The sequence below is a fragment of the Prochlorococcus marinus subsp. pastoris str. CCMP1986 genome, from assembly GCF_000011465.1.
Lineage (GTDB): Bacteria > Cyanobacteriota > Cyanobacteriia > PCC-6307 > Cyanobiaceae > Prochlorococcus_A > Prochlorococcus_A pastoris.
Genome location: NC_005072.1, coordinates 1,276,204 through 1,289,711 on the forward strand (window position 1 = coordinate 1,276,204; position 13,508 = coordinate 1,289,711).

At 31.4% G+C, this 13,508-nt stretch carries 15 protein-coding genes; 6 read left to right on the forward strand and 9 right to left on the reverse strand.

Annotated features, from left to right (window positions below; genetic code table 11):
* Positions 1 to 5 precede the first annotated feature (5 nt).
* Genes TX50_RS07110 through plsY form a run of 4 tightly spaced genes read left to right on the forward strand, consistent with a single transcriptional unit; the run spans position 6 to position 2,817 of the window.
* On the forward strand, positions 6 to 761 hold the full coding sequence (locus TX50_RS07110; protein WP_011132958.1) for an MlaE family ABC transporter permease: 756 nt from the start codon (positions 6 to 8) through the stop codon (positions 759 to 761).
* A gap of 4 nt (positions 762 to 765) precedes the next feature.
* Complete coding sequence (locus tag TX50_RS07115; RefSeq protein WP_011132959.1) at positions 766 to 1,170, forward strand: DUF3119 family protein; 405 nt, start codon at positions 766 to 768, stop codon at positions 1,168 to 1,170.
* A 34-nt stretch (positions 1,171 to 1,204) separates the two neighbouring features.
* Positions 1,205 to 2,215, forward strand: coding sequence for a DUF3086 domain-containing protein (locus tag TX50_RS07120; protein ID WP_011132960.1), 1,011 nt, complete (start codon positions 1,205 to 1,207; stop codon positions 2,213 to 2,215).
* 5 nt (positions 2,216 to 2,220) lie between these two features.
* A complete protein-coding gene (gene plsY / locus TX50_RS07125; RefSeq protein WP_011132961.1) occupies positions 2,221 to 2,817 on the forward strand; it encodes a glycerol-3-phosphate 1-O-acyltransferase PlsY in 597 nt (198 codons plus the stop codon).
* Here plsY and pyrF read toward each other — a convergent pair.
* From pyrF to TX50_RS07140, 3 genes are read right to left on the reverse strand one after another with little or no spacing between them, the layout of a single operon-like run.
* Positions 2,807 to 3,526 carry an orotidine-5'-phosphate decarboxylase gene (gene pyrF / locus TX50_RS07130; RefSeq protein WP_011132962.1) on the reverse strand — a complete coding sequence of 240 codons (720 nt, stop codon included), beginning with the start codon at positions 3,524 to 3,526 and terminating at the stop codon, positions 2,807 to 2,809. The genes plsY and pyrF overlap by 11 nt on opposite strands.
* 6 nt (positions 3,527 to 3,532) lie before the next feature.
* Complete coding sequence (gene tyrS / locus TX50_RS07135; protein ID WP_011132963.1) at positions 3,533 to 4,771, reverse strand: tyrosine--tRNA ligase; 1,239 nt, start codon at positions 4,769 to 4,771, stop codon at positions 3,533 to 3,535.
* Between the two features lie 21 nt (positions 4,772 to 4,792).
* Entirely contained in the window at positions 4,793 to 5,116 is a 324-nt protein-coding gene (locus tag TX50_RS07140) for a DUF1825 family protein (RefSeq protein ID WP_011132964.1), read from the reverse strand.
* Between the two features lie 150 nt (positions 5,117 to 5,266).
* On the opposite strand from TX50_RS07140, the gene TX50_RS07145 reads away from it, so the two are divergent.
* Both TX50_RS07145 and TX50_RS07150 read left to right on the forward strand, forming a co-directional pair.
* A complete protein-coding gene (locus TX50_RS07145; RefSeq protein ID WP_011132965.1) occupies positions 5,267 to 5,878 on the forward strand; it encodes a hypothetical protein in 612 nt (203 codons plus the stop codon).
* 22 nt (positions 5,879 to 5,900) lie between these two features.
* Complete coding sequence (locus tag TX50_RS07150; protein ID WP_011132966.1) at positions 5,901 to 7,376, forward strand: leucyl aminopeptidase; 1,476 nt, start codon at positions 5,901 to 5,903, stop codon at positions 7,374 to 7,376.
* A gap of 12 nt (positions 7,377 to 7,388) precedes the next feature.
* Here TX50_RS07150 and msrA read toward each other — a convergent pair whose 3' ends face one another.
* Genes msrA through TX50_RS07180 form a run of 6 tightly spaced genes read right to left on the reverse strand, consistent with a single transcriptional unit; the run spans position 7,389 to position 13,472 of the window.
* Entirely contained in the window at positions 7,389 to 7,991 is a 603-nt protein-coding gene (gene msrA, locus TX50_RS07155) for a peptide-methionine (S)-S-oxide reductase MsrA (RefSeq protein ID WP_011132967.1), read from the reverse strand.
* A 16-nt stretch (positions 7,992 to 8,007) separates the two neighbouring features.
* Entirely contained in the window at positions 8,008 to 9,186 is a 1,179-nt protein-coding gene (gene lpxB / locus TX50_RS07160; RefSeq protein WP_011132968.1) for a lipid-A-disaccharide synthase, read from the reverse strand.
* Positions 9,183 to 10,013, reverse strand: coding sequence for an acyl-ACP--UDP-N-acetylglucosamine O-acyltransferase (lpxA, locus tag TX50_RS07165; protein ID WP_036930507.1), 831 nt, complete (start codon positions 10,011 to 10,013; stop codon positions 9,183 to 9,185). The genes lpxB and lpxA overlap by 4 nt, the downstream gene beginning before the upstream one ends.
* Before the next feature lie 4 nt (positions 10,014 to 10,017).
* On the reverse strand, positions 10,018 to 10,476 hold the full coding sequence (fabZ, locus tag TX50_RS07170; protein ID WP_011132970.1) for a 3-hydroxyacyl-ACP dehydratase FabZ: 459 nt from the start codon (positions 10,474 to 10,476) through the stop codon (positions 10,018 to 10,020).
* A gap of 17 nt (positions 10,477 to 10,493) precedes the next feature.
* The gene (lpxC, locus tag TX50_RS07175) at positions 10,494 to 11,330 is read right to left on the reverse strand and encodes a UDP-3-O-acyl-N-acetylglucosamine deacetylase (RefSeq protein ID WP_011132971.1); all 837 of its coding nucleotides are present in this window, start codon (positions 11,328 to 11,330) and stop codon (positions 10,494 to 10,496) included.
* Entirely contained in the window at positions 11,331 to 13,472 is a 2,142-nt protein-coding gene (locus TX50_RS07180) for a BamA/TamA family outer membrane protein (protein ID WP_011132972.1), read from the reverse strand.
* Between the last annotated feature and the right edge of the window lie 36 nt (positions 13,473 to 13,508).

Sequence of the window (13,508 nt, forward strand, 5' to 3'; positions counted from 1 at the left end):
AAAACATGTACTATCCTAAGTTTTTTAAAAGACTTGTAAGCAGCCTCATAATTGGAGGACAAGCAATTAACTATATCTTTAGAGGTAAAATTTCAAAAAACGATCTTTTTGAACAGCTTATGGAATCAGGTCCCGGAAGTTTAGTGATTGTTTTAATTACAGGCATTGCGGCAGGTACAGTTTTTAATATTCAGGTAGCTTCCCAACTAACAAGCATGGGGGTTTCAAGTGAAATAGGGGGCTTACTAGCTGTAGGGATGGCAAGAGAAATGGCTCCTCTTCTAACTGCTACTTTAATGACTGGCAAAGTCGCTACTGCATATGCAGCTCAACTCGGAACGATGAAAGTTACAGAACAAATAGAAGCTATAACAATGTTAAGAACTGAACCAATTCAATATTTAGTAGTTCCAAGATTACTCTCTATGATAATTATGTCACCAATACAATGTCTTTTATTTTTATCAGTTGCTTTATGGAGTGGGCAAATCTGGAGCACAATTTTTTATAACGTTCCTCCCATTGTTTTTTGGACCTCTGTTCGTTCTGGTAATGTAAGCTTAACTAGTTCAGACTTATCATCCATGATAATTAAATCCGTAGTTTTCGGATTACTAATATCAATTATTGCCTGTGGATATGGCCTTACTACTAAAGGAGGTCCAAAAGAAGTAGGAACAAGTACAACAGGTGCTGTGGTAATGACTCTTGTTACTGTATCTTTAATGGATGTAGTTCTAACACAAATATTATTTGGATAAATCGATGTTTAATACTAAATCAAAACTAACTGAGCCAGTAACCATCTCTCCATCTTTTCAATTACCAATAATCCTAATAATTTTAAGTTTTATGCTCCTATTCCTAAATATTGGTTATTGGCCCACCATAGTATTTGCTGCATTTAGCTTTTTTTTATTGCTTCAATCATTTACTTTAAGAATAAAAATAACCAATGAAGATTTTATAGTTTTGCAACTTGGAAAAGAAATTAGAACCTTTCCATTTAAAAATTGGATCTCTTGGAAATTCTTTTTTCCCATAATCCCCGGTATTTTTTACTTTAGAGAAAAGTCTAGTCCTCATTTATTACCTATACTATTTAATCCAGAGCAACTAAAAAACGAACTTATAAAGAAAGTTGAATCTCTGGAAATTAAAAACCCTTAAAAAAAATTTTTTGATTAATTACAAATTCAATTAAATGACTAATACAAAAGTTTCTAATAATAATCCTGATAAGGAATCAATAATCAATAAATCAATTACAAAAGCAAAAGATAATGAAATAATCAAAAATAAAACAATTCAAAATAAAAAGGTAAATTCTGTAAGTAAAGAACCTAATAAATCTGTAGATGATATTTCAAATGAACTATTTAGCGAACTTATTTCAAAAAAAATCTCTTTAGTTCAAGAGATAAAAGATTTAGAAACAAAAAAAAATGAATTAGAAAAAGATATTGAATCAAATTTCAAGGGTCAATCAGATAATATCGCAAAAAGAGTAAAGGGATTCCAAGAATATTTAACGGGCTCTTTACAGAACCTTTCACAAAATGTAGAAAAACTAGAATTAGTTTCGCAACCAATAGTTGTTAAGCCTTCTCCTCTTGATGAGAAAAAAGAGGCTTCAAACAAAAATGAATTGCTTACTGTTCCTGCCTTATCTGAAACATTTAAACCAGATGAACAACTCATTAGAAGTTGTTTCTCAAATTTCATAGAACAGCCTGATTTTTATTCAGAACCGTGGAAATTAAGACGAAGCCTTGATTCATCAGATATTGAAGTCATGGATGATTGGTTCTTTAATATGGGTGGAAGGGGATCCCTAGAGAGCAGGGGTTCGAGGCAAAAAAATGCTTTATTATCTGCTGGGTTCATAGCTATTCTTGGTGAATTGTATGGAGACCAGTTTCAAACTCTAATATTGGCTTCTCAGCCTGAAAGATTAGGAGAGTGGAGGAGAGTTTTACAAGATTCCTTAGGTCTTACAAGAGATGATTTTGGACCCAATAGCGGCATTGTTCTTTTTGAAAGACCAGAAGGCGTTATAGAAAGAGCTGACAGATTAGAGGCTAATGAAGAATTGCCATTTATTATTGTGGATGCAGCGGAAACATCTGTAGAAATACCAATTCTTCAATTTCCATTATGGCTTGCCTTCGCAGGCTCAAATGATGAAATTTATGATGATCTTGAACTAAATTAACTTCTATGCATATTTTAATTATTTCTATAAGTTATTTTTTGGGATCACTACCAACAGGATTCTTATTTGGTAAATTTCTAAAAAATATTGATTTAAGACTTACAGGATCTGGATCAACCGGGGCAACGAATGTTTTAAGAAATGTGGGGAAATGGCCTGCTTTTTTTGTTTTTATTATTGATGTAGGCAAAGGTCTTATTGCTGTTAAGATTGCTCAACATTATACAAATCAAAACTTATTTGAAGTTTTAGCAGGGATTGCTGCTATTTCAGGACATATATGGCCAATATGGTTAAAAGGAAAAGGTGGGAAGGCAGTAGCTACAGGTTTAGGAATGTTTATTGCTCTTTCTTGGAAAATAGGATTTGCATCACTGGGAATTTTTTTAATAATTCTTGCAAAATCTAAGATTGTCTCTTTATCGAGTATCTCAGCTGCAATTTTTTTACCATTTTTAATGTTTTTAGATATTGGATCTACTAATCATCCTTACTTCTTTATTAGTTTAGTTGTATCAATATTAGTTATCTGGAAGCATAGAACAAATATTAGACGATTACTTAAAGGAGAAGAATTAAAGATAAATGATATTAACAAATAGACTCGCAGATATCCAAAAAAGCCTTATTGGGATCTTTTGCTTTTGTAATAGCTCTTCCAATAACCAATTTAGAAGATCCATTACTTATTGCTTCAAAAGGAGTCATTATTCTATTTTGATCATCTTTTTTTTGAATATTTGTCCTAATACCAGGTGTTATTAATTCGAAATTATTTTTATACATTGATCTCAATATTTTTGCCTCCAAAGGAGAACAAACGCATCCATCTAATCCAGCATCGAAAGACAATTTTGCAAGTCTGATAACATTTTCCTCAATCGAGTTTTTTCTATCAAGATCAGTTTGGAATTCTTCACTAGATAAGCTAGTTAAAACAGTTATCCCTATAACACAAGGAGCATTTACAGTAGCTATTTTTGCTCCTTCTAAAGATGCTTTTTTTGATGCAGTAAGAGCTTTAGAACCTGCTGAAGCATGAACAGAAATAATATCAACTCCGAGTTTGGACACCTCATAACAAGCAGCGCTCATAGTATTAGGAATATCGTGAAATTTAAGATCTAAGAATATTTTTTTATTTAAATTTTTCAAAATTTTTATTACACTAGGTCCCTCCCTCGTAAAAAGTTCTAAGCCAACTTTTACCCATTTAATATTGGGACATCTTTCTAGCAATACTTTTGCTTGAAATATATCTAATCCATCAATAGCTAATATTATTTTTTCTTCTGTATTAAATTTTTTCATTTAATTTTAATTGTCAAACCTTTTAATTATTTTCTTGCCAATTTGCAATATTTTGCCTGATAAATCCTCTTTTGAATCAAAAACAAGATCTGGATTTACTAATTTATAACTATCGATTTTTACACCCCCACCTTTAATAGATCTTTTTGATTCGCTACTAGATTTAAATAAGTTTAATGAGCTTAACAAATAAAAAAATTTCACAGGAAACACAATTTCTTTTAAAGAAATTATTGGAATCTCTCCAACTTTTTCTTTAAGTCCTAAAAAAAGTTTTTCACAATTAGATTGTGCTCTTAATGCTTCTTCTTTTCCATGATAAAGGGACGTGACTTCCAAGGCCATCCGTCTTTGCAAATCTCGAGGATTATTGTCTTTAAGGAGAGTTAAATCTAATTCTGTAAGCAATTCAAAATAGGATGGAATAATATTATCTGGAACTTTTTCTAGTTTCGAATACATTGATAGTGAATCCTCGCTCAAGCCAACAGTATTAGATTCTGATTTACTCATTTTTTTAATTCCATCCAATCCAGTTAAAATTGGAAGCAATATTCCATATTGTGGTTCTTGTTTAAAGTGTCTTTGCAAATCTCTTCCTATTGCAATATTAAATTTCTGATCTGTACCACCAAGTTCAATATCTGAATTCACTGCCACTGAATCATAGCCTTGAAGTAATGGGTATAAAAATTCATGTAATGCAATTGGAGTTTGAGAGTTATATCTCTTATTAAATTCTTCCTTGGCGAGCATCTGGCTAACAGTAGCGCTTCCCATTAATTCAATAATTGAATTAAGATTTAGATTTTTTAACCACTCACTGTTGTATCTAATTTCTATCCTATCTTCTGAATCAAAATCTAAAATAGATTTATCAGATGATTTACCCATCCCAAGTTGATTTAAATATGTTTTTGAATTTTCCTTAACCTCTTCTTCGGATAGTTGAACTCTTGTTTTATTTTTTCCTGTTGGATCTCCTATTTGTGCAGTAAAATCTCCAATTATTAGTACCGCAACATGACCATTATCTTGAAAAGCTCTGAGTTTTTTAAACAAGATACTATGACCAAGATGAATATCAGTTCCTGTTGGGTCTATACCAAGTTTTACTCTTAATTTACTTTTACTTTTATTCGCATCATTGATTTTAGATGAAAGTGTTTGATCAAAATTTCTGAGTGGAAATGATTCTTCTATTCCCCGGAGGAGCCATTTTGGTAATTCAAATTTATCTACCATAAAAAATTCAATTTTAGAAAGTTAAGAACTCTTATCAAGTTCTTCCTTCATTCTTATCAAGGTTTTATTCATTTGATCGAACATTTGATCAGGAGTAATTCCAAATTGGCTTAACTGCGTCTTTAACTGTTCTACAGTCATTTTAGCTTGAAAATCTTCTGACAATTCGAACCTTTTCATAAAAACTTTATATCGATCCATAAGTGATTCCATTTTCTTTATAAACATAACTTTTCCTTCTCTATCAAATTTCCCATAATCAGAACCTAGTTTCATCAGTTCTTGATAATCTGTAAAAAGCTTTTTAGCTTCTTCTTGAACTATATCTGACTCGAAAAAGCTCATTTTTTATTTTAATTAACTTAATAGTTTACTCCTTACCAAGATAACAAGAATCTTTTGAATTAATTATAAGATTAATAAATTTTTAGTTTATAAATATTTATTTGAATAATAATAATTAAGAATTAAGATTCTAAAACATAATAAACACATTTGGAAAACTCTAATTTAGATAATATTTCAAAGAAAAATAAGCAATTTGAGTTATTTAGTTCCGCATTAGATACCTCAAGTAATCTGCCTTTCTCAAATAATCTTAAAGTTAGAAGTAAAACCTTAATGGATTGGCGAAATAGAATTTCTGATTATCAATCTAAAATTGTGGAAGATAACCAAAATGACATTTTTCAACATTCGATTATTCCAGAGAACGATACTATTTATCATGAAAGAATTCACCCCTTTTCATTACAAGGATTATCGTTAAATTTTTGGAGAACAAATCAATTCGTACATAATGGTCCAGCTATGTATTTTGTAATTGATACGATAGGTAGCTCTCAAATAATTCTCTATATAGGGGAAACTAATTCAGCTAATAAAAGATGGAAAGGTGAGCATGACTGCAAAAATTACCTTAGTAACTATAAAGAAGCGCTAACATATAACAATCTAACTAATCAGTTAGATATACGTTTTTTTTTAGATGTCCCCAAAGAAGCCAAATCAAGACGTAGATTAGAACAGAAACTAATATATTTATGGATGCCACCATTTAATAAAGAAACTAGAAATAGATGGTCAACTACTTTTACAAACAATTAAAATTAATTAAATCTTTATCAAAATGCAATTTTCAACTTTCCAACAAGATCTTAATACTTGGCAAGGTTCTTCATTAATATTTGGAATTGTTGAGGAGGATCTTAAGAATCAATTACAAAAAATTAATTTCATTATTGATTCAAAGCTATTACTAGAAAAAATAAATCAAAAAAAGTTCAACGGAGAAAAAGGTAAGATATTAAACTTTGATTTTTTTGATCAAAGGTTGCAAACTCTGAAGATTATCGGTCTTGGAGAAAGCAAAAATATAAACAGTAATGATATTAAAAATTCTCTAGCAGATGTTATAAGAAAAAGTTCTGATAAAGAAGAAAAAATTAGTATCTTGTTTCCTTGGGAATTAATAAATTCTCCAGAAGAAATTCAATCTTTTGGAGAATCAGCAAGATTATCAGCCTACAAAGATAATCGATTCAATAGCAAAAGAGATGATAAAAAAGTTCTTAACGAAATAGAATTTTTAAATTTAAATAAATTTAAAAATATAAACTTCAATGAAACCGAATATATTTGTGAAGGCGTTGAGCTAGCAAGGAGGCTTGTAGCTGCTCCCCCAAATAGTCTTACTCCGCTAGAGATGTCTATACAAGCCTCAAAGATAGCTAAAGACCATGGTTTAGAAATTAAAATCCTTGAAAAAAATGAATGTGAAGATTTAGGTATGGGTGCATATTTAGCAGTAGCCAAAGGTTCTGATTTAGAACCTAAATTTATACATTTAACTTTAAAATCGACAAGTCCTGTAAAAGAAAAGATTGCATTAGTTGGTAAAGGTTTAACCTTTGATTCAGGAGGATATAACCTAAAAGTTGGAGCTTCCCAAATTGAAATGATGAAATATGACATGGGAGGTAGCGCGGCAGTTCTTGGTGCCGCCAAAGCACTCGGAGCTATAAAACCAGATGGATTAGAAATACACTTTATCGTGGCAGCTTGTGAGAATATGATAAATGGATCAGCTGTACATCCTGGAGATGTTATAAAAGCTTCAAATGGCAAGACAATTGAAATTAATAATACTGATGCTGAGGGTAGACTTACATTGGCTGATGCATTAACTTACGCATCAAATCTAAAACCTGATTCAATTATTGATCTTGCTACATTGACTGGTGCAATTGTTGTTGCACTAGGAAATGATGTGGCCGGTTTTTGGACCAATAACAATATGATGGCAAGTGACTTAAAAACAGCATCATCCCAAGCTGGAGAGGAATTATGGCAAATGCCTTTACAAAAATCTTATAAAGATGGTCTTAAGTCTCACATTGCCGACATGAAAAATACTGGCCCAAGGGCTGGTGGATCCATAACAGCTGCATTATTTTTAGAGGAATTTTTTGATAAAAATATAAAGTGGGCTCATATTGACATCGCTGGAACTTGTTGGACTGACAAAAATAGAGGTATTCATCCATCAGGAGCTACAGGATATGGAGTTAAAACTTTAGTCCAATGGATTAAAAATAAAAGATGAGATGAAAAATAATTATTCAGACCAAACATTAATTGATCTAGCATTTTCTTTCCATAATTTGTCCAATTGCTGATCTCTTCCACAAGAGAATCTATAGAATTTATATTTTAATTCATTTCTATTAGCAAAATCCTGATGATATGCTTCCGCTTCCCAGAACTGACTTTTTGGTTTTAGTTCAACATTAATTTTTTCTAAATTAACCCCTAATTCCTTTGAAGCAGAAAGGAGAGATTTTCTAGCTTCATTCTTTTCGTCTGAATTTTCAAAAAAGATTACTGGCCTATAAGAATCTCCTCTGTCACAAAATTGGCCACCTCCATCAAGTGGATCAATATTTCTAAAATATAACCTGTATATTTCTGATAAAGTTACTACTTCTGAATCATAATTTACTAAAACCACTTCTTGATGACCATTATGATTTTCATATGTAGGTTTTTGCAAATCCCCTCCAGAGTATCCACTTATTACTGAAGTTATACCTCTTAATGATTCTAAATCATGTTCTAAACACCAAAAACATCCTCCGGCTAGTACTACATCTTCAGCGAAAGTATTTATAGGATTTACGAGTATTGAAAATACAATAATTAATGAGAAAAGATACTTCATTTTTTAATTATAAACATCAAATTAAAGAATTTATAATTTCTTCCGCTGCTCTTTTTACTACACCTTCTTGACCTAACTCTTTTTTTAAATCCGCATAACCTTTTGAAATTTTTTCTTTTTCTGATTTGCGATCTAATATTTTACAGGCCTTATCATATATTTTTTTTACCTCAAAATCTTTTTGAACGAATTCAGGAATAATTCTTTTTTTTACTAGTAAATTAACTGGAGAAATAAATTTAACTTTAAAATTGAGAATTTTTTTTGCAATAAAAGCTGTAACTCTACTTACTCTATATCCAACGATTTGAGGTAACCCATATAAAGCTAATTCCATATTTACCGTTCCTGATTTACATAGGGCTAATTTAGTTAAAGAATAAATATGAGTTTTTAATTCTTCGATATCTGTTTGAGATATAACTTTACCTTTAACTTTAAAATGATCTAAAGCTAATTTAAATTTAGAATCAAAAACTTCTCTACAAGATGGTATATAAACAATAAGACTTGGATATTTTTGTTGTAATTTTCTTGCTACTTGCATAAAAACAGGTAACACATATCTTAATTCTTGAGGTCTTGATGCTGGCATTATTAACAAGATGTTTTCATTTGCTCTAAGCTTAAGGATTTTTCTAGAATCTTTTTTGGTAGGAATTTTTTTTATCAAATCGATCATTGGATGTCCAATCCATAAAACATTTCCACCTCGTCTTTTATAAAAATTTGCTTCTTGTTTAAAAATTGCAAAAATCCTGTCCGAAAAACTTATCAAGTCTGTAGTCGAATTATTACCAACTCGCCAAGCCCACTCTTGAGGGGCGATATAATAGTAAATTGGGATTTTATTCTTCTCACTTTTTAATTTTCTTCCAATTTTAATATTAGGACCCATATAGTCTATTAAGACTAAGCAATTCGGTGATAAATTTTTAAGTGATTTATAAAATTTTTTTTGTATTTGAATTGTTGGGATAATGAGTGGCAAAGCCTCCCAAACACCTATGGCACTTATAGAAGTAGTATCTTGCAAAATTTTTACACCCTCTTTTCGCATTCTTTCTCCACCCAAACCACATATTTCTAAATCAATCGAACGTTTTTCAGCTTCATTAAATAATGCATTAGCTAATAAACCTCCATGTAAATCTCCTGAAACTTCTCCGGTGCTTATGAATATCTTTCTATTCATAAATTAATTGAAGGCATTGGTCCTCTTCTTTTATTAGATATTGAATCTTTTAAAAAATTACATAATTTGCTAGATGAAAAGTCTAATTTTTCTTTCATCGCTATTTCCAATGAAATAGATATTACACCATTAGATTTAAATAATAAATTCCAGGTATTTTGTAATAATTTCAAATCAAAATCTTTATTTTTCATCAACCCACTTCTTTTAATTCCTACCCTATTTAAGCCTCTCAATCTACCAGGATGACCCTCAGCCAAGCAAAAAGGAGGTACATCTCTATCTACTCTAGTCATTCCACCTATCATTGCCAGATATCCTACATGTACAAATTGATGGATACCTAAACACCCTCCAATAATTGCATTATCTTCAACTGTTACATGACCAGCAACCTGGACACTATTTGACAAAACAATTCCATTACCAATTTCACAATTATGACCAATATGTGTATAAGCCATTAATAAATTATTATTCCCAATAATCGTTTTTTCTCCTTCATCAGTTGCCTTATTAATAGTTACACATTCTCTAAAAGTATTATTATCCCCAATAATCACCTCTGTAGATGCACCCTTATATTTAAGGTCTTGAGGTTCAAGTCCAATGAAAACATTTGGAAAAACTTTATTATTTTTACCTATTTTTGTTTTCCCTTCAATAACAGCATTAGGGCCTATTTGAGTACCTGAATCTATTACGACTTTTGGCCCGATAATAGCTCCACTAGCAATAGAAACTCCATCATGTAACTCTGCACTTGAATCAACCAATGCATTTGGATGAACTATTGCACCTTTAAAATTAGTATTTTTAATCTCCATGTTTTTAATCAACTAATGAAAACATTAATTCGCCTGAGCAAACCAACTTCCCATCAACATGAGCTTCACCTTTTACCTTCCCAAATCTTTGTCTCTTTATACTTAATAACTCGCAAGTAATTACTAACTGGTCTCCAGGTACTACTGGCCTTCTAAATTTGACATTATTAATACCTGCAAATACAAAAAGTCCTTTGGGAAGGTCAGGCATTTGAGTTACGATTATTCCCCCTACTTGAGCCATTGCTTCAACAATAAGCACCCCAGGCATTAAAGGTCTCTCTGGGAAATGGCCCTGAAATTGAGGCTCATTTATAGTCACATTTTTCAATGCAACAGCTTTTTTGCCTGGGACATGTTCTATAACTCTATCTATAAGAGCGAAAGGAAATCTATGAGGCAAAAGACCTAATATTTCCTCAGAAGATAGTTGATTATTTTCAGTCGATAATTGTTGTTCCAAAACTTAAGAAAATAAAGTTAATTTTTTAGTGATGAGGCTAATAAAGCATTCAAAGAATGTGATCCTTTATAGACTAAAATTTGAGCCTTAGGTAACCCTACCAAAGCCAAGTCCCCAATAAGATCTAAAATTTTATGTCTTATAGGTTCATTACTAAATCTTAGTGGAGGATTAACCCATTTATCCCCATCACATACAAGAGCATTTTCTAAACTGCCCCCTTTTATTAATCCCAATTCACTTAATTCTTGAAATTGGTCCTTAAAACCAAATGTACGAGCAGGAGCAATATTTTCCACAAAACTTTTTGGGTTTAAATCTATTACATAAGTTTGATTTCCAATTGCTTTATAAGAAAAATTTATAGTTGAGATAATTGTAATTTTATTAGATGGAGTTAAAGCGATAACTGAACTATCTTTATTAAATATCATTGATTTATTAACCTCTCTTATAAAGTTTTTTGGTTTAGGAACTCTTTTAATACCAACCTCTTCAAATGCCTTAACCCATTGAATTGCTGATCCATCGAGTAATGGGATTTCCTTCCCATCAACTTCAATATGAATATAACTCAATCCACAACCTGCTAATGATGATAATAAGTGTTCAATAGTATATAAATTTCTCCCCGCTAATTTGACTGCAGTACATAACATAGTGCTGCCAATTAAATTTTGATTTAACTGAAAAATATCGTCTGGCTTATCTGAGAAAGAAACATAAAAACCCTCTTTTTCAAACGGTGAAATTTTTATTCTTGTTTTTTCACCACTATGAAGTCCTACACCCTCTTTGGTGATAACACCAGAGAGGGTGTAACAGGAATCATAATTAGAAGGCCAAGAAAACACTTAAAATTTCCATCCAACTCCGAGATTATATCTCCAATCACCACTTAAGTCTTTACTAGCAACATCCAATCTTAGAGGTCCAATTGGTGTCTTAATACCGACCCCTCCTCCGAGAGAATAACCAGAACCCGATTTTTCTAATAATTTACCTGGTTTACCTGGAACGTCATCTTGGGATCCTAAATCACTTCCAAAATCAGCGAATAAAGCTCCTGATATCATTCTCCAGACGGGGAAGCGGTATTCAGCAGTTGCTTCCGCAAAACTTTTACTTACAGAAAGATCACAGGAGCCCCAACCTCTTACAGAGGAAGAACCTCCCATACAAAATGCTTCATAAGGAGGTAAATCCCCAATAATTGTTCCAGCTTTAAATTCGAATCCAATAGTTTGAGGGCAATCACTATTAACAACCTCACTGGACTTACATCCTTTAGTAAGGTTTATCAATTTTGTTGGGATAAAAAATGCATATGTTGCTCTTACTCTATTAAAGGTCGGAGAGTTATTTCCCATTGAAATAAATTGTTCACTACCAAGACTAAATTTATTTCCTGAAGTTGGATTAATTGAATTATTAAAATTATTCCTTGTGGTCGAGCCAATAAAACTAACTAGTGTATTTTCAGAAGGGCATGAACCATCTTTAGGTGAATAACCAATACAAAAAATTTCATCACCTTCAGTCGTTGGAGTTTTATCTCCATAGGGTTTTAGATTTCCATCACTATCAATCATTTTTACTTGTTTAAAATTCATCCCGGCAAGAACTCTCCATTTTGTTTCTTTAAAAGGATCACCACCGTTAAGAGGTCTTGAGAATGAGAATCCACCTCCCGTTTTTTCTAAAACTATTGATGAGAAAGTATCATTACTCTCTGTTGTTGTATCGTCAACCGCATAAATTCTTCCGTGATTTTCACTTTTAAATTCTTGAGGATAATCTCGACTTAAAAAAACATTTGTCCTAAAAGAAGTCTTATACTTATCACCTTTTATCCAAGGGTCAGATAAAGAAAAGTTATAAGTTGTTGAGTATTCGCCAAAATTAAGGTTGATATTTGTTGACCATGCTCTTCCTAAAGCATTAGTTTCTGACAATCCCATTTGTGCAAAGATACCAGAACCATTACTGTAACCTAAACCACCTGTTAGGGAACCTGTTCTTTGCTCACTCAAATCTAAGAAAATTAAAACTTTTCCAGGATTTTTAATATCCGGACCAAGAGAAACTTTGACATCATCAAACAGGGATGTGGCATAAAGTCTTTTTATATCGGCTTCTAATATTGTTCTATTAAATATAGAGCCTGGGATTGTCTTCAATTCTCTCTTTATGACCCAATCTTTTGTTTTACCTTTCCTAGGCTTCCCATCTACAACAGATTCTCCATCTGATCCAATAAACCTAAATTCAATATCAGAAATTATTCCTTCCTCTACATTTAAAATGATAACTCCATCACCAGATATTCTTTCAGGACCATTTATTCTTGAGAGAGAATAACCCTTTTCTGTGTACCATTTTTTAATCAAATTTATTCTATTTTGAAGTTCATTTAAATTCAGAGTGGTCCCATAATACTTGGTAAAAACATTGTCCACAAATTCATTAGGAATAATTGTATTTTTCGGATTAAGTTTGACTTTTTTTAGGATTGGATTAGGTACAACGCTTACTATCAGCCTTACTCCAAGTGGACCATCTTGAGACTTAATCTTTACCCCTGAGAACCAACCACTTGCATAGATTGAATTTAAATCATTTTTTAATTTTTTATTATTAATAACGCTTCCAGGCTTGATAGTCATAGAATCATAAGCTGCTAACTCTAACTTTCTACCTTCAGGATGATTTTCCCATCCTTCAATAATTATTTCTGAAATGAGTACATTCTCTTCAGAATCTCTTTTGCCATTATCTACGATTAATACATTATTCTTTTTCGCAAAATTAAAAGCTGATATCCGATTATTTAAATATTGATTTGTATTTTTATTATTGATTTTAATTTTTTTAAATTCTCCTTCTTTATAAAGCAAATCCCTAGCAGCTAATTCTGAATTATTTGAAATAAAAATAAAAGAGAAATAAGCCATGCTTGTAAAGGCTTTTGTAAATTTTGAAAGATTATTTCGCATAATATTTTAAAGACTAGATAGATTAAAAGTCGTTTG